This is a genomic window from Clostridium mucosae (assembly GCF_024622765.1).
Lineage (GTDB): Bacteria > Bacillota > Clostridia > Clostridiales > Clostridiaceae > Clostridium.
In genome coordinates this window covers 154,662-177,126 of the sequence record NZ_JANKAF010000007.1, presented here as the reverse complement: position 1 = coordinate 177,126, position 22,465 = coordinate 154,662, and the positions used below count along the sequence as shown (strand labels likewise).

General features: G+C 27.6%; 18 protein-coding genes. 14 read left to right on the top strand and 4 right to left on the bottom strand.

Going from position 1 to position 22,465, the window contains the following annotated elements:
• Nucleotides 1–313 precede the first annotated feature (313 nt).
• From NSA50_RS19940 to NSA50_RS10145, 3 genes are all read left to right on the top strand, one after another.
• A complete protein-coding gene (locus NSA50_RS19940) occupies nucleotides 314–628 on the top strand; it encodes an Rpn family recombination-promoting nuclease/putative transposase (protein WP_374940970.1) in 315 nt (104 codons plus the stop codon).
• A 727-nt stretch (nucleotides 629–1,355) separates the two neighbouring features.
• Nucleotides 1,356–4,700 carry a DEAD/DEAH box helicase family protein gene (locus tag NSA50_RS10150; protein ID WP_257444889.1) on the top strand — a complete coding sequence of 1,115 codons (3,345 nt, stop codon included), beginning with the start codon at nucleotides 1,356–1,358 and terminating at the stop codon, nucleotides 4,698–4,700.
• A gap of 289 nt (nucleotides 4,701–4,989) precedes the next feature.
• A complete protein-coding gene (locus NSA50_RS10145) occupies nucleotides 4,990–5,664 on the top strand; it encodes a CPBP family intramembrane glutamic endopeptidase (RefSeq protein WP_257444888.1) in 675 nt (224 codons plus the stop codon).
• A gap of 401 nt (nucleotides 5,665–6,065) precedes the next feature.
• Here NSA50_RS10145 and NSA50_RS10140 read toward each other — a convergent pair whose 3' ends face one another.
• Nucleotides 6,066–6,335, bottom strand: coding sequence for a DsrE family protein (locus NSA50_RS10140; protein ID WP_257444886.1), 270 nt, complete (start codon nucleotides 6,333–6,335; stop codon nucleotides 6,066–6,068).
• 40 nt (nucleotides 6,336–6,375) lie between these two features.
• Entirely contained in the window at nucleotides 6,376–7,491 is a 1,116-nt protein-coding gene (locus tag NSA50_RS10135) for a cysteine desulfurase family protein (RefSeq protein WP_257444884.1), read from the bottom strand.
• Between the two features lie 142 nt (nucleotides 7,492–7,633).
• On the opposite strand from NSA50_RS10135, the gene NSA50_RS10130 reads away from it, so the two are divergent.
• Complete coding sequence (locus NSA50_RS10130) at nucleotides 7,634–7,828, top strand: hypothetical protein (protein ID WP_257444882.1); 195 nt, start codon at nucleotides 7,634–7,636, stop codon at nucleotides 7,826–7,828.
• A gap of 143 nt (nucleotides 7,829–7,971) precedes the next feature.
• Here the strand turns inward: NSA50_RS10130 and NSA50_RS10125 are convergent, their stop codons facing one another.
• Nucleotides 7,972–8,652: a cyclic nucleotide-binding domain-containing protein gene (locus tag NSA50_RS10125; RefSeq protein ID WP_257444880.1), complete on the bottom strand. Its 681-nt coding sequence runs from the start codon at nucleotides 8,650–8,652 to the stop codon at nucleotides 7,972–7,974.
• Nucleotides 8,653–8,910: 258 nt separating this feature from the next.
• On the opposite strand from NSA50_RS10125, the gene NSA50_RS10120 reads away from it, so the two are divergent.
• The 5 genes from NSA50_RS10120 (at nucleotide 8,911) to NSA50_RS10100 (ending at nucleotide 14,380) form a co-directional block, all read left to right on the top strand.
• Nucleotides 8,911–9,981 carry a BMP family lipoprotein gene (locus NSA50_RS10120; protein WP_257444878.1) on the top strand — a complete coding sequence of 357 codons (1,071 nt, stop codon included), beginning with the start codon at nucleotides 8,911–8,913 and terminating at the stop codon, nucleotides 9,979–9,981.
• 96 nt (nucleotides 9,982–10,077) lie between these two features.
• Nucleotides 10,078–11,586, top strand: a complete 1,509-nt coding sequence (locus NSA50_RS10115) for an ABC transporter ATP-binding protein (protein ID WP_257444876.1) — start codon at nucleotides 10,078–10,080, stop codon at nucleotides 11,584–11,586.
• A complete protein-coding gene (locus tag NSA50_RS10110; RefSeq protein WP_257444874.1) occupies nucleotides 11,576–12,667 on the top strand; it encodes an ABC transporter permease in 1,092 nt (363 codons plus the stop codon). Before NSA50_RS10115 ends, NSA50_RS10110 begins: the two co-directional genes overlap by 11 nt.
• Nucleotides 12,668–12,669: 2 nt before the next feature.
• Entirely contained in the window at nucleotides 12,670–13,584 is a 915-nt protein-coding gene (locus NSA50_RS10105; protein WP_243241910.1) for an ABC transporter permease, read from the top strand.
• A 1-nt stretch (nucleotide 13,585) separates the two neighbouring features.
• Nucleotides 13,586–14,380: a metallophosphoesterase family protein gene (locus tag NSA50_RS10100; RefSeq protein ID WP_257444872.1), complete on the top strand. Its 795-nt coding sequence runs from the start codon at nucleotides 13,586–13,588 to the stop codon at nucleotides 14,378–14,380.
• A 178-nt stretch (nucleotides 14,381–14,558) separates the two neighbouring features.
• On the opposite strand, the gene NSA50_RS10095 is transcribed toward NSA50_RS10100, so the two are convergent.
• Nucleotides 14,559–14,987, bottom strand: coding sequence for a pyridoxamine 5'-phosphate oxidase family protein (locus NSA50_RS10095; protein WP_257444870.1), 429 nt, complete (start codon nucleotides 14,985–14,987; stop codon nucleotides 14,559–14,561).
• Nucleotides 14,988–15,134: 147 nt separating this feature from the next.
• Between NSA50_RS10095 and NSA50_RS10090 the strand changes: the two genes are divergently transcribed.
• The 5 genes from NSA50_RS10090 to NSA50_RS10070 all read left to right on the top strand — a co-directional run bounded on the left by NSA50_RS10090 (nucleotide 15,135) and on the right by NSA50_RS10070 (nucleotide 22,459).
• The gene (locus tag NSA50_RS10090) at nucleotides 15,135–16,064 is read left to right on the top strand and encodes a helix-turn-helix transcriptional regulator (protein ID WP_257444868.1); all 930 of its coding nucleotides are present in this window, start codon (nucleotides 15,135–15,137) and stop codon (nucleotides 16,062–16,064) included.
• A gap of 280 nt (nucleotides 16,065–16,344) precedes the next feature.
• Nucleotides 16,345–17,778, top strand: coding sequence for a polysaccharide deacetylase family protein (locus NSA50_RS10085; protein ID WP_257444866.1), 1,434 nt, complete (start codon nucleotides 16,345–16,347; stop codon nucleotides 17,776–17,778).
• A 41-nt stretch (nucleotides 17,779–17,819) separates the two neighbouring features.
• A complete protein-coding gene (locus NSA50_RS10080) occupies nucleotides 17,820–18,875 on the top strand; it encodes a polysaccharide deacetylase family protein (RefSeq protein WP_257444864.1) in 1,056 nt (351 codons plus the stop codon).
• A 25-nt stretch (nucleotides 18,876–18,900) separates the two neighbouring features.
• Nucleotides 18,901–20,667 carry a glycosyltransferase gene (locus NSA50_RS10075; protein WP_257444862.1) on the top strand — a complete coding sequence of 589 codons (1,767 nt, stop codon included), beginning with the start codon at nucleotides 18,901–18,903 and terminating at the stop codon, nucleotides 20,665–20,667.
• 106 nt (nucleotides 20,668–20,773) lie between these two features.
• The gene (locus NSA50_RS10070) at nucleotides 20,774–22,459 is read left to right on the top strand and encodes a polysaccharide deacetylase family protein (RefSeq protein ID WP_257444860.1); all 1,686 of its coding nucleotides are present in this window, start codon (nucleotides 20,774–20,776) and stop codon (nucleotides 22,457–22,459) included.
• Nucleotides 22,460–22,465 lie beyond the last annotated feature (6 nt).

Sequence of the window (22,465 nt, the reverse complement as noted above, 5' to 3'; positions counted from 1 at the left end):
TGTTAAGCAAGTAGATAAATTGAAATTTAAGTGAAAGTCCAAATTTAAATTTGAGTACTCGAAGTAACTTATTCTACGATAGGAGAAGGCGTATCCTTTAAAAAGAGCATTGCAGGTAATCATAAATGCTAATGTGTTAACACTTTAAGTTACATTGATAATGAATGAATATTTTAATATAGGTAATAAATTAAACAAATGATAAATGGATATAAAGGAATAATATAATGATAAAAGAGTTAAAAGAATTAAACTTGGAAGATGATTTTCTATTTGCAAAAGTAATGAGTGATAAGGAAATTCGTGAAGAGTTTTGAAAAAACTTCTTGAAATAGAAATTGAAAAGATAGAAATGCCAGAAAATCAAAAAACTATAGACCTACTGTTAGAAAGTAAGGGTATTAGATTAGATATATATGTGGAAGATGAAAATAATATTGTATATAACGTGGAGATGCAACGTAGAAAGCATAGAAATCTACCTAAAAGATTAAGATATTATCAAGGGAATATTGATTTAGATTTAATTAGTAAAGGTGATGATTATAGGAAACTTGCTAGAAGATATATTATATTTATATGTACCTTTGATTTATTTAAAGCTGGAAGGCATAAGTATACATTTTAAACTGTATGTGTTGAAGATAATAATATAAAGTTAAGGGATGATACCAATAAGATTATTTTAAATACTACGGGAGTTATAAAAGATTTAAGCGATGAACTTATTGAATTTTTAAAATATGTAGAGCATTCAGATGATAAAACGGCAGAGAAAGCTACAGGAACTTTAGTTAAAAATATTCATAAAAGAGTAATTGAAGTTAAGAATAATCCTAATGTGGAGGTGGAATTTATGACACTTTTAGAGCGTGATAGAGAAAAAATGGAAGAAGGAAGAGAGGAAGAGAAGAAGGGATTGAACTTATAAGCAAAGGAGAATCAATATCTAATATAGCGAAAATATGTAACATATCTGAAGAAAAAGTTAAGGAAATATTAGAATAGATTAATTAAATCTAAAAGTGTCTACAGGGTAGACACTTTTTATTATATAAATTGAATTGTCATAGGAAGTTATAGATTATATAAATTTTGTTACAAATTTTAATTACTATTCGAACTCATTCATCAGAATTTATAAGAAGGAGTTTCTTTAAAAGAATTAGAAGATAAATATAATAAAAATATGATATAATAAATGTAAATAAGAAGATAATTTCATTTTAATATAGGTTTAGAAAATCTTATGTAATTAGAAAATTGAATTGATAGTATTACAGAGTGGTTTAGATATAGAACTATTGATGTAAAAGGAATAGTAAATAGTATATAAATATTAAGGGTGTGAGAGTTTGAGTAATTTTGATTTTTTAAAAGGAAAAAAGAATTTTGAAAGTTTTTCAAGTGCTTGTTTAGAAGCAGAAAAAAGTATATTAATTAGTCCAGCTACAACTGCTATTTTATCAAGAAGAGCTTTAGAATTAGCTGTTAAATGGTTATATACCTTTGATGCTGATTTAGTTTTACCTTATCAAGATAATATTAGTTCTTTAATACATAGTAATAGTTTTATTGAACTTATTGATTATGAAATGTTACATCAAATAAAGTACATTATACAACTTGGTAATGTTGCAGTTCATACTAATAAAAGTGTGAAAAGAGGCGAAGCTATATTATCATTAAATAATCTTCATAAGTTTGTAAGTTGGATTGATTATTGTTATTCAAATGAATTTACAGCAGAAGAATTTTATGAAGATCTTTTAAATGTAGGTGAAGAAGTTAGAACAAGACCTGAAGAGTTAAAGGATTTATATGACAAGCTTAGTGCTAAAGATAAAAATATTGAAGAAATAAGAAAACAAAATGAATATTTAATAAAGGAATTAACTGAAAGAAGAAAAGAAAGTAAGTTAAATTACGATTTTAACATAGATGAAATAAGTGAATTTGAAACAAGAAAAAGATATATAGATGTTGAACTAAAGCTAGCTGGTTGGGATATAGGAAAAGATGTAATTGAAGAAGTTAAAGTAAAGGGAATGCCTAATAATTCAGAAAAAGGCTATGTTGATTATGTTTTATATGGTGATAATGGTAAACCTTTAGCAGTAGTAGAAGCAAAAAGAGTTTCTAAAGAAGCTGATGTAGGTAAACAACAAGCAAAATTATATGCTGATTGGTTAGAGAAACAATATGGACAAAGACCGGTAATTTTTATTACTAATGGTTTTGAAACTTATATATATGATGATTATAATCAATATTCAGAAAGAAGAGTATTTGGTTTTTATAAAAAGTCTGAGCTTCAATTAATGATAGATAGAAGATATAGCAAACTTCCATTAAAAAATGTAGATATAAAAGATGAAATATCAAATAGATATTATCAAAAGGAAGCAATAATTAATGTATGTGAAGCACTAGAAAAAAGACAAAGAAAAATGCTTTTAGTATGTGCAACTGGTACTGGAAAAACAAGAACTGCTATTTCAATAGTAGATGTTCTTACAAGACATAACTGGATAAAGAATGTATTATTCTTAGCAGATAGAAAAGCTCTTGTAAAACAAGCAAAAAATAATTTTTCTAAGCTATTACCTAACTTACCATTATGTAATCTTCTTGATAATAGAGATAACCCAGAAGAATCAAGAATGATATTTTCAACTTATCCAACAATGATGAATTCAATAGATGAAACTAAGAGTAAAGATGGTAATAGATTATTTACTCCAGGACATTTTGATTTAATTATTGTAGATGAAAGTCATAGATCTATTTATAAAAAGTTTAAAGCTATATTTGATTATTTTGATGCGTACTTAATAGGTCTTACAGCTACACCAAGAGATGAAATAGATAAGAATACTTATTCTATATTTGACCTTGAAAGTGGAGTGCCAACTTATGCATATGAATATGAAAAAGCAGTTGAAGATAAATTCTTAGTAGATTATACAACAATAGAAGTAAAATCTAAGATTATGGAAGATGGCATAAAATATGATGAGCTTTCTGAAGAAGAAAAAGAAGAGTTTGAAGCTACCTTTGATGATGATGAAAATGTAGATAAAGAAATAGGAAATTCAGCTATAAATGAATGGTTATTTAATACTAATACTATTGATTTAGTTTTAAATAAGCTTATGAGTGAAGGCTTACGTGTTGAAGGCAACGAAAAGCTTGGAAAGACTATTATATTTGCTAAAAATAGTAGACATGCAAAAGCTATAGTTGATAGATTTAATACTATATATTCAGAGTACGGTGGTAATTTTGCTAAGGTAATAGATTATAATACAAATTATGTTGAAACCTTAATAGATGATTTTTCAGATAAGAATAAAATGCCTCAAATAGCAGTAAGTGTTGATATGCTTGATACAGGTATAGATATACCTGAAATTTTAAATCTTGTTTTCTTTAAGAAGGTAAGAAGTAAAACAAAGTTCTGGCAAATGATAGGTAGAGGAACAAGACTTTGTCCAGAGCTTTTAGAATTAGGACAAGATAAAGAAAAATTTTTAATATTTGATTTCTGTAATAACTTTGAATTCTTTAGAGTAAATCCTAAAGGCTTTGAAGGGGGAAAAATAGAATCAATAACAGAAAAATTATTTAATGTTAAAGTAGAATTAATTAAAGAACTACAAGATTTAAAGTATTCTGATACTGAATATATAGATCTTAGAAAAGCTTTAGTAGAAGAGCTTTTAACTAATATAAAATCATTAAATGAAGAAAATTTCTTAGTTAAAATGAATTTAAAATATGTTCAAAAATATAAAAATGAAAAAGAATGGGAAGCTTTAAATACAAATTCAGTTATTGAATTAAAAGATTATGTTGCAGGCTTAATAACTCCATTAAATGATGATGAACTAGCAAAAAGATTTGACTTAGTTATGTATAATATACAACTTGCCTATCTTCAGGGTAAAAATGCTACAAAAGGAATTAAGTCAGTTATAAATACAGCAGAACAATTATCAAAGCTTGGAACAATACCACAAATTCAAGAGCAAAAATACGTTATTGAAAAAGTTATGACAGAAAGCTTTTGGGAAAGTGCAGATATTTTTGAAGTTGATGAAGTAAGGGAGTCTTTAAGAGATATTCTTAAATACTTAGAAAAAGAAGGTCAAATAATTTACTATACACACTTTAAGGATTTAATAATAGCAGAAGAAAAAAATGAGTCAATGTATAATGTTAACGACTTAAAGAATTATAGGAAAAAGGTTGAACATTATTTAAGTGAACATAAAGATGAAATGGTAATATATAAGCTTAGGAATAACAAAAAGCTTACTAAAGAAGATATTAAACATTTAGAAAGCATAATGTTTACTGAACTAGGAAGCCAATCAGATTACCAAAAAGAATTTGGAGATACACCAATAACAAAGCTTGTTAGAAATATGATAGGTTTAGATAGAGAAGCTGCTAACGAAGCCTTTTCAGAGTTCTTAAATAATGAAAACCTAAACTCAAATCAAATACATTACATCAAGCTAATAGTAGATTATATAGTTAAAAATGGAATGATAGATGATAATAGAATTCTAACAGAAGATCCATTTAGAACGGTTGGTAATATAGTAGAACTATTTGAAAATAATATTGATGTTAGAAGTAAACTATTAAGCGTTATTAAAGAAATAAAAGATAATGCAATAGAAGTAAGTTAATATTTATAAAAGGAATCTGTATTTTACTGAATACTCTTAATTCAGTTTTATATGGATTCCTTTAATAATATGTAAAAATAAAAGAAATCCAGAGATAAAGTAATATGAAGTATCAATAAATTAAATGCTGAAAATTAAATGGTAAAAATATAATTTCAAAGTATATATGTGAAAATGAGATTAGATTTGAAAATTCATATTAATATTTATAGCATAGGATTCAATAAATAGTATAAGTAATGATGTTATTACAATATATGGTATAATGAAGAGAGGGGAGGGAAGTTATATGGTAAAGAAAAAGAATGCTATTATTTTAATTATTTTACTAGGTTGTTTAATAATGGGATTTATAGATGCAGTTATTAGACCAGAGTATCTTATAAAGTCCTTTATAAAAATTACACTTTTTTCTGTATTGCCTATGCTATATTCGAGGTACGATAATGAATTAAATTTACCGTCACTATTTAAAGTAAAGAGTAAAAAAGAAATAATTATAGCAATTTTATCAGGAATAGCAATATTTATTATTATTTTGGGAGCTTATTTTATAATAGGTAGTTTTTTTGATTTCTCAAATGTTGTATTAGCATTATCAGAAAATGTAGGTGTTAATAATGCTAACTTTATTTTTGTTGCAATATATATTTCCTTTATTAATTCTCTATTAGAAGAATTTTTCTTTAGAGGCTTTGCATTTCTAAAGTTAAAAGAAGTATCAACTAGGAAATTTTCATATATTTTTAGTTCCTTAGCATTTGCTTTTTATCATGTTGCTATGATGATAGGATGGTTTGATATAAGCTTATTTCTTTTAACTATAGTTGGATTATTTGTTGGAGGATTAATTTTTAATTACTTCAATGAAAAATATAAGAATATATATGTTACTTGGTTAATTCATATGTTTGCAAATTTTGCTATTAATTATATTGGATTTATGCTATTTAATATTGCATAGATTTTTTTGAGTGAATGGTAATACTTTTTATCTATGAAATGATGTGTCTAAGTAGGAGTGTAGGAGATGAATTTAGTTTCTATATATAATAATGTTATAGTCTTACCAAAAACTTTAACTATTTCCACTAAACTTTGATTATTCAGAAGATAGCTTGAGTTTGATGAAATCAAAGTCAAGCAGAGTTAAAGGAAGTAGCAGTATAAAACAAATAAGAAAGAATAAAGCTAAAGCAAGATAAATATAGGGATCAGTAAGAAATTTCGCTTGGCTTTTTTCTTTTTATATCATTAATTCTGTAATGCTATTTAATACTGCCATTTTTATGAATTTTTCACAATCAAACTATCCTTCTTTATCTTATTTAAAATGTAACTGTTTTTTCTGCCCATTCTACCATTTCAACTAGAGCTTGGACACGTATTAGTAGCTTCTATATCTCTTGATTTTAAGCAAGTGCCACATGCTAAAATTTCTCCACCTATTTTTGAGAAAATATCAACTTGTTCTGAAACATTAAATTTTTCATGAGTTAATGTTTCACATTCTACAGCTTCTCCCATAAGAAAAACTTTTACTTCGTGGCCTTTATTTTTAGCAGTTGTAGCAAACCTAAATGCATTCCAAGCTTTTTCATATTCCTTTGTTTCAATAATAATTCCTAATTTCATTAATACTCCTCCTAATCAATATGTAGGTTTACTTATTTTATTATTTGTGCATGTCATTTAGTCTTTTAAGGACAATATCTAATTCTTCTTTTGTAGTATATTTACCTAAACTAAAACGAATAGCACCACGTGCAATTTCAGAAGGAACATTCATAGCTTTTAAAACAGGAGAGATAGATGTAGCACCTGAATGACATGCAGAACCGGTAGAAGCAGCAATATCTTCTCCAAGATCAGCTAATAATTTAGCTCCGTCATATCCTATAAAACTTATATTTAAAGTATTTGGAAGTTTATTATCTAAGTCTCCATTTAACTGCATCTTATTGCCGAAAATATTTTTTAATTCATAATAAAAATATTCAGTTAACTGACTTATTTTATTGTTTTGAAGTGCTTCTTGAGCAACTTCACAAGCCTTTCCTAAAGCTACATCAAAAATTACATTTTCTGTTCCTGCACGTCTACCTGATTCATGACCAGCACCGTGAATCAATGATTCAATTTTAATACCATTTTTAATATATAGAGCTCCAATACCTTTAGGAGAATAAAGTTTATGTCCTGCTATTGTAAGAAAATCTACATCAAGTTCCTGAACATCAATAGGAACTTTGCCAAGTGACTGTGAGGCATCTGTGTGAAAAAGCACATCATGGTCATGACATATTTTTGCTATTTCTTTAATTGGTTGGATAGTACCTGTTTCATTATTTGAGTGCATGATAGTAACTAATATTGTTTTTTCAGTAATCATTTTATCAAGTTTAGATATATCGACCATACCATTTTTATTTACAGGAAGATATGATATTTCACAGCCCATTTTCTCTAAATAATTACATGGATTTAAAATTGCAGGATGCTCAATTTCAGAAGTTATAATATGAGTTCCTTTATGATGATAAGTATGAGCAACACCCTTAAGAACAGGGTTATTAGATTCACTTCCACCACTTGTAAATATTATTTCATTAGCACTACAGTTTAATAATTTCGCAACTTTACTTCGTGCTTCCGCAACAGCCTCTTTAGTTCTTTCTCCTAGTTCATGATTACTAGAGGGATTTCCGTAATTTCCATATATATAGGGAATCATTGCATCTGCTACCTGCTTATCTATAGGAGTAGTGGCATTATAATCTAAATAAATCATAGTTTCAAATCCTTTCTGTATTTATATACTTAAGATTATAGCAATTATAAATTATAACAGTAAATAGATTGATCGAATTATTTGAATAATGTCTATTCTTAAATAAAATTCATATAGACTGGATTGAAATGAAATCATTGAAATGTTAAAGTCTTCTGATGTTACAACAATAGATAAAATGAATGATGGAAAGATACAAATGGAATATACATTAGAAAAAATGAAGGTATTAAAAGAAGCTGTGCCAGGTGTATTTGAAGTTGGAAAAACAAATTATTTAACAGAAGTTGAAAATAGTAGCGGGGATAATAAGAGAAAAATTATTAGTATTTCTTAAATAAAAAAATATACTAGAAATTGCAATTTCTAGTAACATAAAATAATAATTATGTAAATTTGTTTATTCTCTTGTATAAGTAAGAAGAATATATTTTGAATGCTATGTAATATAGATATAAATATAGTTACTGTAGATTATATTTAAGAATTCACATCATAAGAATCAGAAGCAATTTCTATAAAATACTCTTCATCTAATATTTTATAATACTTACCTGTTTTACTTAACTTACTATTATTACAAAAAGCATTGAGAACTCTTAATAAATGCCTATAACTAGTACATAAAAGTTCAGCACATTCAGTTAAATTATAGTGAAAAATATTATCTTTAGAGTTTTTTAGTATAAATGAAGCTAAACGATTTTCCAATGAATCAAACATAGTGATACAAGTATTACTATTCATATAGCTAAGCCTCTCGCCAAGGTTCATACAAGTATATCTTAAAAATTTCACATCATTTAAAAGAATTTCTCTATATCTTATAAGAGATATTCCTATACAGTATCCATTAGTGGTAGCTTGAACTGAAGCAGTAGGTGCTTTTTGCCATAGGCTGCAGGTTTCTCCTAAAATTTGTAGGGATTTAAAATGAGAAACAAACATTACTTTTCCAGAGCTAGAATGAGAAAAGACTTTCATTTTCCCGCTGACCAAAAAAAACAAATAATCCGAACATTCACCTTCATTTATTAATATATCACCTTTATTGAAATGGAAAAAATCCATTTTATCAATCATATCATTTGAAAATATATCTAAAATGTTAGTTTCACTCACATATTTATTAAAAAGAGAGTTACTTTCAATTTTTTCCATAAGACCTCCAAATATATAATATTATTAAGTAATAAATATTTTATCATAAGGTTCTTTAGCATTCAATTAGTCTAAAGGTTTTAATTAGATAATTAAATAATAAAGCAAAGTGTAAAAAATATCCTGTTGGAAATCACGAACGTTTTTGATAAAAATAATATGAATATATAGTTTTTTTGAAAAATATGACCTATGTCATATTTTTTATGTTCAACAATTATTATAATAAAGGCATAAGTTGAATACGGAGGATGAGTTATGAAAAAAAACATGAAGAAATTTACCATTTGTTTATTATTTATTATGTCAACTCTTGTTTTTGCAGGATGCTCTACATCAGCTAATGGTACATCAGTTGAAAACGCATTTTCTAACGGAGATTATTCAAAATTAAGAGTAGCATTGATTTCAGACACAATTGGAACAGAGCAATTTATTATTCAAGCTTATAATGCATTAAAAGATGCAGCAGATAAGTATGGATTCCAATGGACATCAATTGAATGTACAGACACAGCTGCTTGGGAAGAAAATACAAGAGCAGCATCAAATGAAGGTTATGATTTAATAATAGGTATTGGTTGGCAAGCAGCAGATCCATTTAGTGAAGCAGCAGATGAATTTGAAAATACTAAATATGCGGTTATAGATACAACAGCTTCTAATGAGAAGGTTACAAGTATAGGATTTAATGAAGCAGAAGGTAGTTATGTACTTGGAACTATGATTGCAACAGCTTTTCCAAATGAAAGTTTATATGGATATGTCTCATCATTCCAGTCACAAGCTACATATAAATATAGATATGGTTTTGCAGAAGGCGTAAAATCTGTTAATCCAAATGCAAAGTTTATGTATAACTATACAAACTCTTATAATGATACAAGCTTAGCATATGAATATGCATTACAACAAAAAGCAGCAGGAGCAAATTTCATATTTGGGGGAGTTTCTGCTAGTGCAAATTCAGGTATATATCAAGCAGCTCTTGAATTAGAAAAGAAAGATACACCTATTTATACAACAGGATTAAGCATTGATCAAACAACAGCTGATAATAAACATATTATTGGTGGATTAATAAAGAATACAGCAGCATGTGTAAATACTGTAGTTGATGAATTCTTAGCAGGAGAATTAAAAGGTGGAGCACAAATACTTGGATTAAAAGAAGGTGCTTTTGGAGTTGTAGGAGTTTCTCCAGAAAATATGAATTACAGAAATACTGATGTTATAACAGATGAAGTTATTTCAGTAGGAAAAGAAACAGCTGACAAATTTATATCAGGAGAGCTTTCAATTGAAGTTCCTGAAGAAGCTTCAAGATAATAAAATAATAGATATATTATATTTAGTTAAGGGCTTTAGCAGTTTGCTTTGCCCTTGTTTTATGATTGAAACCACTTAGAAAGGAAGAGATTTATTATGCTTTTAGAAATGAAAAATATTGTTAAAAGATATGGAAATGTATTAGCTAATAATGGGATAAATATAAGTCTTAACAAGGGTGAAATTCTGGCTATAGTAGGTGAAAATGGAGCTGGAAAATCGACAATAATGAAAATACTATATGGATTAGAAAGACCAGATTCAGGTGAAATATATATTAATGGAAAAAAGATGGACTTTCATAATCCTTCAGATGCTATGGAACAAGGGATTGGAATGGTTCAACAACATTTCATGCTTTTTAATTCAATGACAATTGCAGAAAATATAGTTTATAAGAATGAAATTAAAAATGGAGTGTTCTTTGATTACAAGAAGAATATTGAAGTAGTAGAAGAACTTTCTAAGAAATATATGTTAAAGGTTGATCCAAAGGCTATTATAGAAGATTGTTCTGTTGGACTTCAACAACGTGTTGAAATTTTAAAAATTCTATATCAAAATGCAGATATTATTATATTTGATGAGCCATCGGCAGTTCTAACTCCTATTGAGGTAGACGAGCTTTTAAAAACAATGAAACAATTAGCTAAGCTAGGAAAAAGTATAGTTATTATTACTCATAAATTAAATGAAGTTATGGAAGTTTCAGATAGAGTTGTAGTAATGAGATCTGGGGAAGTAGTAGCAGAAAAACTTAAAAAGGATACAAACATAGAAGAATTATCTTATCTAATGGTTGGAAGACAAATATTAACAAGAGTAATTCCAGATAAAGAGACAAAAGAATTAGTATTAGAAGTTAAAGATTTAACTTTAAATGGAGAACACCAAAAGAAAATATTAAATAAGATTAATTTACATATAAAAAAGGGCGAGATTGTAGGTATCGCAGGTGTATCAGGAAATGGTCAATCAGAGCTTATAAGATGTATAACTGGTCTTGATCACGTGGATTCAGGAGAAGTAATACTTAATGAAAAGAATATTACAAATAAAAAGGTAATGGAAATTAGGGATGCAGGAATTGCACATATTCCAGAAGATAGATATTTCTGGGGAAGTGCACCAGAAGCTACTTTATCAGAAAATGCTTTAATGGGATTTGAAGATAAAGATGGGTTCTCAAAAAGAGGAATATTAAATATTAAAAAGGTTACAAGCCACGCAACAGAATTAATTTCTAAATTTCTTGTGAAAGCTGATTCGCCTAATCAAAAGATTAAAGAACTTTCAGGTGGTAATGCACAAAAACTTATTGTAGCAAGAGAAATTGCTATGGACACACCGCTTCTTATTGCATGTGAACCAACAAGAGGAATAGATATTGGAGCTATGGAGTTTATTCATGACCAACTTGTGGAAAAAAGAAATAATGGAGATAGTGTTTTACTAGTTTCTTCAGAATTAAGTGAAATAATGAGCTTAAGTGATAGAATTTATGTTATTTATGAAGGCGAAATTGCTGGAGAATTTAAAAGAGGAAGTATTGATGAAAAAAGACTTGGTCTTTTAATGGTAGGAGGAAAAACAAATGAAAAGTAAAAGTTCATTAGCAAAAAGCAAATTTATTACTTTATTTGAACCATTAAAACATCCATTACAAGCAATAGTTGTTGGATTAATATTAGGTGGAGTAATTATTGCTTTTTCAGGATTTAATCCTTTTGAAGCAATTATAGGAATGTTTAAAGGTGGATTCGGTTCACTGTACTATTTAACAACTACTTTAACACGTTCAGTTCCTATTATTTTTGCCGGTCTTGCAGGAGCCTTAGCTTGGGGATCTGGATACTCAAGTCTTGGTGCAGCAGGACAAATGATTTTAGGAGCATTTACATCAGCAGTTGTGGCTGCTAATTGCCCAGGCCCAGCAGTATTTGTTGTAATTGTAGCTCTTATTACAGGGGCAGTGGTAGGGATATTATATTCAATGCTTTCTGCTTATTTAAGTGAGAGATTTAAGCTTGATTTACTTATAATAACTCTTATGCTTAATTATGTTGCAGATTATATTGCATCATATTTTACAACATATGTAGTAAAAGATCCATTAGCAGTAGATTCTTCTGCTATTCAAACACAAAAGTTAACAGATACAATACTACCCAAGATATTTAAGGGTTATTCATTACATTGGGGATTTGTAATTGCATTAATTGTAGTATTATTAATACTATTTATCATGAAGAAGACAAGCTTTGGATACAAGGCCAAAATGGGAGGATTAAATTCAAACTTTGCAAATTATGGTGGAATTAATAGTACAAAGATGATGTACTTTGTATTAATGTTAAGTGGAGCTATAGCAGGTCTTGGAGGCGCTTGTGAGGTTTTAGGTTCAAGATATCGTTATGTAGACTCTATGATAACATCTCCAGGATATGCATGGACAGGTATTATAGCTTCATTAATGTCTAGCAATCATCCTATTGGTATTTTAATTAGTGCTATATTCTTGGCGGGGATTACAACAGGTGGTAGCACAATAGAAAGAAGTATGGGAGTGCCATCAGAAGTAACTACAATTATTCAAGGAATTATAACTTTATTAATTACTGCAAAGTTTGTGGTTAAGTGGTATAAGAAAAAGAAAAATATATCAACTAAGGAAGGAGTTCAATAAAAATGGAATTGAATATAGATTATTTAGCAGTAGTAGTAAACTCTACTATTCGTATGATGACACCTATTTTATTAGTAACTCTTGCAGCAGCAATATGTACTAAAGTTCGTATTTTTAATATTGCAATGGAAGGAACTATGCTAACAGGAGCATTTTTTAGTATTGTTGCTAATTACTATACTCATAATGTATTTTTATCTATTCTTGCAGGAGCAATAAGTGGAATGATTGTTTCAGCAATAGTTGGTTTTTGTATCATTAAGCTAGAGGCTTCTCCAGTTGTTGTTGGTATGGCGACTAATACGATGATGGGGGGGGTAACTACATATTTACTTTATATAATATTTAAGACTAAAGGAGTATTTACTGATCCAAGCTTAGTTAGTCTTACAAAGATAGACATACCTTTTGTTAAGGATATACCAGTACTTGGAACGATGCTTTCAGGTTTAACAATAATTGATTATTTAGCATTTATACTAGCGATTGGAATGCATATATTTTTATATAAAACAGTTTTAGGATATAGATTAAGAGCAATAGGAATAAATAAAGAAGCAGCAAGAAGTCTTGGAACTCCAGTAGAAAAATATCAATTCCTTACAATAAGTTTATCAGGTTTATTATGTGGTCTAGGCGGAGTTTTACTATCAATGGGAAGTGTAACTTTATTTATACAAAATATAACTTCAGGACGTGGATATATAGCCATGGCCGCAAATAATTTAGGAAGATCAAATCCGATAGGAGTATTATTATCAAGTTTATTCTTTGGATTTTCACAAGCAGCAGGAAATGTACTTCAAAATACATCTTTAAAAACACAAATAACAGCATCTATTCCGTATGTAGCTACAGTAGTTGCTTTGGTTATATTTAGCATAAGGAATAGAAAAAAGAAGGTTAAAAAGGTGTAGCATGATATTTTTACACTTATCAGATATTCATTTCTTAAGAGAATATAAAAAAGAGGATTCTGGATATAATTCAATTTTTAATAATATGACTAACCCAATTATTCAAATAAAAAGAGTATTAGAAAAAGTAGATAAAAGTACTTTAGATTTTATTATAATTACTGGGGATCTAGTTGAATCGGGAAAAAGTGATGATTACAGATGTCTAAAAGAAAACTTAGATAGTTTATTTGGAGAAATTCCTTATATCGTTACATTGGGAAATCATGATAATAAAAAGGAGTTTTATAAAGGATGGTTTAATGAAGAATCAAAGGATGAGCCTTATAATACTACTATGGAAATAGGAGATCTTAAGATAATAAGCTTTGATAATTCTGAATATCATAATAGTAATGGAATTATAAATTTAGACAGATGTAAATGGCTAAAGAATGAATTAGAGAAATCTTCAAAACAGGATGTAATTCTCATGCTTCATCATCATCTTTTAAAAGAACAATTTAATTTACCATCTGTTAGTTTTAATAGAGAGTTTGAAGAAATTATTAATAAAAGTAAGATTAAGGGTATATTTTCTGGACATACACATCATCCTTACAAAGGAATTTTTTCTGGAAAACCTTACTTTACATCAGGGAGTCTTTCTTTCGTTGGATATGATGAATATGATGGAAGTGTTAGATTTGAAGAGGAAACTAGATGTAATCTTTGTAGATATGAAAATGGTGAAATGTTTGTAGAAGTTATAGATGCTTTAGAGAAAAGTGAATTTTTAACATACGTTAAGTTTTAATATAATATTTAAATTCAAAATTTTAAGAGTATTAATCATGCATTAAGTATATGGAGCTGTTTGTAACATCTCCATATTTTTGTATTTAGAATACCATAGGTTAGACCTGTGGTTTCGGAAAGCTTCTAGCAGTGAGTAGAAATAAAAAAAACTCCGTTGTAAAATTATAAGAGTGTTCTTATAAAGTTATTTTGCCACCTTTGCCAAGGTCTAAAACTACAGTAGCTTCATTAAAACTAATTTCATAAACATCTAACATTTCTCCAAATTTTTCTATTATATTATCATAACCTGGTAGTTTTTTTGTAAACTCATCCTTTAATTCATATATTGTTAAATTACTTTTTTTGACTGTAGCCTTCTTTACTCTAATATGCTCACTGCTTTCAAGTGATAAAGGGATTGTTGTGAATGTTACTATATTATTTTGTGAAAGTTCCAATGTCTTTGGATGGCTTCTAAAGGATGAAAAGTATACAACACCTTTATTTTGAGGGTTATTACAAAAGTTTACTATTCTAACATTTGGTATATTATCTACACTAGTTGCTAAGGCAATCCTATTCGTTTCATTTATTACTCTAATGAATTCTTGTATTAATTCCATTTTAATTCTCCTTTTTAAGTTATTTTTATTATCAATACTCATTGATCAATGTAAATTTATTTTATCATATAACCATGACATCATTATGTCATGGTTATATGATAAAATAAATTTAAATATGGGATGATAAATAAGAGGTGATTTCAATTGAAGATAGATAGGCTTGTATCAATTATAATGATATTACTAGAACGTAAAAAGATAAGTGCATCAGAGCTTGCAGAAATGTTTGAAGTAACACCAAGAACTATATATAGAGATATAGAAGCGATAAGTTTAGCCGGGGTTCCTATACTCACATATCCTGGAGTTAATGGTGGGATTGGAATTATGGATGAGTATAAGATAGATAAAAAGATTTTTACCAAATCGGATATAGCAACGCTTTTAATAGGTCTTAGTAGTATATCATCTACCTTTTCAAAGGAGGAAATTAGAGGCACTTTAGCAAAGATAAAAACATTACTTCCAGAGGAGCATATGAAAGAGGTAGAGTTGAAATCAAATCAAGTTTCTATTGATCTTACTCCATGGATAGGAAATAAAAATTTCAAAATTAATCTTGAAGAGACTAAAAAGGCTATGAATGATAAAAAGATTTTAATCTTCAATTATTTTGATAGTAATGGCAAAAAGAGTAACAGAAAAGTTGAGCCTTATCAGTTGATATTAAAGGAATTAAATTGGTATTTACAAGGGTATTGTATTTCAAAACAAGATTTTCGTGTGTTTAAGCTATCTCGTATTTCAGAACTTAAGGTTATTGAAGAAAGCTTTATTACAAGGGAATTTAATTTAAGATCATTAGGTTCTTGGGACTACATAGAAAAAAATATTATTATGATAAAACTTTTAGTGGACGAATCCCTTAGAGAAAAAATGATAGAGCATTGTGGTGAGGAAAATATTAAGACCTATAAAAATAATAAATTACTTATAGATTTTCCATTTATTAATGATGATTTTGGATACAATCTTTTGCTTGGTTTTGGTAATAAGTGTGAATGCTTAGAACCTATTAATATACGACAAGAACTTATTAAAAGAATAAAAAATATGTTAGATATATATAATTAGTTTAAGCGCCAGTTAGGTGCTTTTTTTATTTTATAATATTAATATAATAATAAAGAATTTTATGTGTTAAATTTATATACACTTATAGAATATTATTTATATAATAAAAAGATATTTGATAAGATTTATTTGTATAAAAATACATATATTAGAAGATGTGTATATAATTGAAAAGTTTAATACTAGGAATATTATGGGAGAAATTCAAGGAGTTTAATATGATAAAGAATATATAAAATAAGTATAATTATTATATAAATTTATAAGTAAGGAGAAGGCAATGAAGAAAAAATACATTAGTATTCTTATAGGAGCATTAATACTTAGCACTTTTATAGGAGTTTATATATACAAAAATTACAACATAGATACTAATGGAGTAATTCCGAATATTGTTAAAAAAAATAGATATGATGCATCAAAGGAAATTAGTGATGCATTAAAAAATTTTGATATTACAAAAAAATCAGAAGTTATAACAAATATAGATACTAAATCAAATATAATTTCTTTATCATTTGAAGGAATTAATAATAAAGAAACTATGCAACAAATAGTAGATTTACTAGATAAATATAATGTTAAGGCTACTTTTTTTATTCATGGAATAAAAGCTGCTGAAGATTCTAGTATAGTTGAAAGTATTAAAGAAGGTGGACATGATATAGGAAGTGGAACGCTTTCAGAAATTAATAATATGGAAAACTTGCCAAAAGAAGATTTAATTTCAGATTTTTCTACTACTAATAAAATTTTAAAGACTATTACATATACAACTCCTGAATTATTGAAATGTAATTCAACAATTTATAATGATAATATACTAGCTTCTGCTTTTGCAGCGGGAAATAAATATGTTGTTAATACAGATCATTATTTAAGTTATCAAAGCTTTAAGAATTATGAACAAGCTTATGGGTATATAAAAGGTTTATTAAATGGAACTATTTTATCTATAAAATTAGATGGGGTTCTTAATGATTTTGAATATAATAAAGAAATTTTAGAAGAAAAGCCAGCAATAGATAAGGAAGCAGGTATAAAAGAAAACTCAGTAGATAAAGAAGAGGAAAGAAATATTACTGAAATAGTAGAATGGGTATTAAAAGCTATTAAGGAGCAAGAAAAATTAGCAGTTAAGATAAAAGAATTTCCAAGTATTAAAAAATACAATGAATTATTAAATAATAACAAGCTGAATGATACAACAATAGGAAATATGAATGATAACAATAGTATTAATAATGATAATTATGAAGACAATAAAAATAATGTGGATGAGATTAATTTTAAAGAGTTAATAGATAAAAATAATGGGATGATTTCCCCTATAGTTTCAAGATTTTATACGACTCAAGAAGCTTTATCATATACCTTTAGAGGAGTAAGCAATGAGATGGTGTTAGATAAGGTATTAGCAAGTCTTGATAAGTATAATGCAAAAGGAACATTTTTTGTTACTAAAAATGAAATAATAAACTATCCAGATAGAATAGAAAAGATCTTAAGACATGGACATGAAATTGGAAATGGCGGAATAACAGTTAACTCTAATTTATTAGATAAGAATTCTGAAGAAATATGTAAAGAAATATATGAAGTGGATAAGTTATTAAAAGAGAGAGGTATATTAACTAATTCATATATGCCTGGATATGGCTATTCGAATTCTAAAGTTCAAGAAGCAATAAAGGTTTTGAAAATTATGAATTAATTACTTATACAAAGGCGCCGATTATACACAAATACAAAGATATGAATGCAGAGCAAATTATAAAAGACTATTTTAATGTAAATTCATATCTTTCATTAAGTAAAGGTGAAATAGTATATTTTAGATTAGATTCTGATTTGTTTAAAGATGATAATGTAGTTCCAAATTTGATTGAGTTACTAACAGAGAACTATGTAAAAAATGGTTATGCTCATAGATATAGTAATGAACTGCAGACATATTTATTAGATAAAAAGCCTTTAAATTACTCAGTAGTTCCATTGAAGAATATACAAAGTAATTTTGAAGGTCAATCAAATTTTGGAAGATATAATATTGTAACTAACATTAGATCTTATGAGGAAGCTTTAAAGATGATAAATACTAACTATATAGGAAATAAAGATGTTAGTTTAGAAGATTTTAGTGATGATGAAAAGCTAAATATTGATAGGACTGGAACTATAGACACTAATGGTGAAAGTGTTATATTTTTTACATTTGATGATTGGGGCGGAGATCCGATAGTAAATGAAATATTGGATGTTTTAAATAAGCATAATGTTAAAGCAACATTTTTTACTATTGCAAAGTATTCAGATGTTAATAGTGGTATATCTAACATTAATCCAAATTTGCTTAGAACTATTGCATTAAATGGTCATGATATAGGAAGTCATAACTATAATCATGAGCTGTTAGATACTAATAAGGCAGAGTTAAAAAAATCATTAATAAAGTCTTATGAGGTTATGTCAAATGTTATAGGTGATTTAGATTCATTAAGACAGTATTTTAGACCACCAACATTATTAGTAAGAAAAGCAGGATTAGAAGCAGTATTTGAAAGTGGATACAATTATTCAGTCGGTGCCAATATTTCTACACACGACTATGAAAGTGCTTCTTCACAAGAAATTTTAGATGCAATTGAACCTAAGTTAGTAGAAGGAAAGGGTAACATAGTTATAATGCATTTTAATAATCAAAGCTATTATACTGCAGAAGCTTTAGATAAATTTCTTACCAATAATGAAAATGGAGTGTATGGAACGAAGTATAAAATTGCGAAGCTAAGTGATTATTTAGAAAAGTAAAAGTACAAGAAGAGGAGTTTGAAGAGTGAGGTTTAACTACAGAAGAAAAAAAAGTAACACAGAAATAACCAATGATATTCTTTTAAGACCTCGAAGAGATAGAAGATTATTATCTAATGTTCCAGATAAGGAAAAAATAAGGAATGGGACTGATCGTAGAGGGAAAAAAATATTAGGTGATAGAAAAGATAATTCAACTGCATTTATTGATGGTAATAAAGCAGGAATAAGATATCTAATGCAAACTGATATTAAGATTAGATGCAAAAGTTCGAAAGGTGATATAACATTTATAGCAAAGTCCATAGATATATCTACTACAGGAATGCTAGTAGAATTACAAGACAAAGAACAATTAAATATAATTAGTGAAGCAGATAAAGTAAAATTACAGTTTAAAATATTACCTGGAGCCATGCCTGAAGGATATGAAATGAAGGTAAATATAGAGGCTAAAAAAGTTAGAGATACAATTGATGAGAATGGAAATATACTTTGTGGACTAGAGTTTTTAGAAACACTATCAGAATATTCGAATAGAAAAAAAGATAAATATTTTTTATTTACATCAAGTTTAATATTATTTTTTATAATCATCTTTATAATTCTGATGAGGGCAGAAAGTATAATTTACTTTAAATTTAACAGGTGGATTTATTTATATAGTATTATAGCTGCTGTATTTTTATTAAGTAGATATTTATTCGGTGCCTTATATAAACCGGTACCTATAGATACTAGTTATACTCCAGGAGTAACGATAATAATTCCTTGTTTTAATGAAGAGGAATGGATACAAAGAACAATCTTAAGTTGCATTAATCAAGATTATCCTATTGATAAATTAGAGGTAATAGTGGTAGATGATTGTTCACATGATAGGTCAGTAGAAAAGATCAAAGAAATAGTAGAAGAATTAAAAAAAGAAGAAAGATTTGATGTTAAAGAAAGATTAAAATACATTGTACAAGAAAAGAATATGGGAAAAAGAGAAGCACTATGCACAGGAGTATTAAATGCAAAACATGAATTAGTAGTATTTGTTGATTCAGACAGCTTTTTAGATCCATTTGCAATTATTAATTTAGTACAGCCATTTAAAGACCCTAAAATGGGAGGAGTGTCTGGTAGAACTGATGTTGCCAACACATATACTAATACTTTAACTAAGATGCAATCAGTTAGATATTATATTGCTTTTAGAATAATGAAGGCAGCGGAAGCTTATTTTGATGCAATTACATGTTTATCAGGGCCGCTTTCATGTTACAAGAAACAAATAATAATTGACAATATGGAATCTTGGAGAAATCAAAAGTTCTTAGGTCAAAGAGCTACATTTGGTGATGATAGGGCAATGACTAATTTTGTCCTTAGCAAGCATAGAACTAGCTATCAAGATACGGCTATTTGTTCAACGATAGTACCTAATAAGTATAAAGTATTTTTAAAGCAGCAAATGAGATGGAAAAGATCTTGGCTTAGAGAATCTATTATAGGTGGAAAGTTTATGTGGAAGAAGGAGCCATTTATGTCACTATTCTTTTATATTGGCCTACTTGTTCCTTTAGCAGCTCCAATAGTAGTAGTATATAACCTTATTTATGTTCCGATATTTCAAAAGGTGTTTCCAACAACTTTTCTTGTTGGTGTGTTAATGATGGCTTTGATGATGAGCTTTGCACAAATGTTCTTTAGAAAAAGTACTACTTGGATATTTGGGCTACTATTTTGTTTATACTATGAAGTTGTATTACTTTGGCAAATGCCTATAGCTGGGGTAACATTTTGAAAGTCAACATGGGGAACAAGAATGACTCCGAGTGATATAGAAGATAAAAGAAAAAAAGAGCAAAAAAAAGCTATAAAGAAATTTAATAAAAAGGGAGGAATTGAAAGTGAAAAATAAAAGATTTTCTCCTGAGAAAAAAGATAGAATAAAGATTTTAAGAGGAACATTTCAAGGAATAATATTATTTGTATTATTGATAATAATTATAAAGGCGGTTTTTACATTTTCAGAATATAAGCCTTATGATTATAATGAAGTAGTAAGTAGTGAGGAGAATGGGTTTATTGCTGTATCATATTTTGGAGTAGATAGAACAGGAAATGATACATTAATAAGTACTGGAGCTTTAGAGAAACAAATAAAAGCTTTACGGGATAATGGTTATGTGACAATAACACAACAAGATATTTTAGATTATTATATTGAGGGAAAAAGCCTGCCAAATAAAGCATTATTTTTATTATTTGAAGATGGTAGAAGAGATACTGCTATTTTCTCACAAAAGATTATGGAAAAATATAATTATAAGGCTACAATGCTTACTTATGCAGATAAGTTTGAAAAAAATGATCCTAAGTTTTTAATGCCAAAGGATTTATTAGAATTAGTTGATAGTTCTTATTGGGAACTAGGCACCAATGGTTATAGACTTGAGTATATAAATGTTTTTGATAAAGATAATAAATATTTAGGTCAATTAACTTCACTGGAGTTTTCAAAGCTATCAGATACAATCAATAGAAACTATAACCATTATTTAATGGACTTTATAAGAGATGAATATAATATTCCAATGGAAACTTATAGTGAAATGGAAGATCGTATTAATAGTGATTATGAAGAGTTATCAAAAATTTATACTAAAGAGATTGGAAATGTACCAAATTTATATTCTCTTATGCATTCAAATACAGGACAATTTGGAACAAATGATAAGGTTAGTTTAATAAATGGCAAATGGATTAAAGAATTATTTAACATGAATTTCAACAGAGAAGGTTATTCTTTAAATACAAGAGAGAGCTCCATTTACGATTTAACAAGAATACAGCCGCAAGCATATTGGTCAACTAATCATTTATTAATGAGGATATGGGATGATACTAAAGAAAATATAGATTTTATTGTTGGAGATGAAGAAAAAGCAAAAGATTTTCAAGAAATAAAAGGAGAAGCAGAATTTATTGATGATACTATAATATTAACATCATTGCCAAAAGATACTGGGCTTATTAAATTATTAGGTAGTGATAAGTATAAAGATTTTAAAATTTCAGCAGAGTTAAATGGAAATGTTATAGGTTCTCAAGCTATATATTTTAGAACAAGTGATGATTTAAAAAATAGTTTGTGCGTTAAGCTTGTTAATAATAATATTGAGGTTATAGAAACCTTAAATGGAAATGAAGAAATACTATATTCTCTAGATTTAAATGATGACAAGAGTATTGATGATATTGATATAAAAGAGTTAGGTAGTAAAAAAATAGATATAAATATAAATGATAATAAGCTTAATTTGACTTTAGATGGAAATCTTATAGTAGAGGGATTAGAAGTCAGAAATACAAATGAAGGTGGTATTTATCTAGAATCAGAATGGGGAGAATATGGATATAGTCAAAGAAATATAGCTGACGATGTATATGATGGAGTATTTAAAAAGCTTAAGATATCTGACATAAATGATACAATATTATACGATTCATCTTTAAAAGGAGTGGATCTGATAAAATACAATGTAAAGAAATACTTTAATAAGGTTATAAATTGGTTTATAAAATATTTATAAACAAGA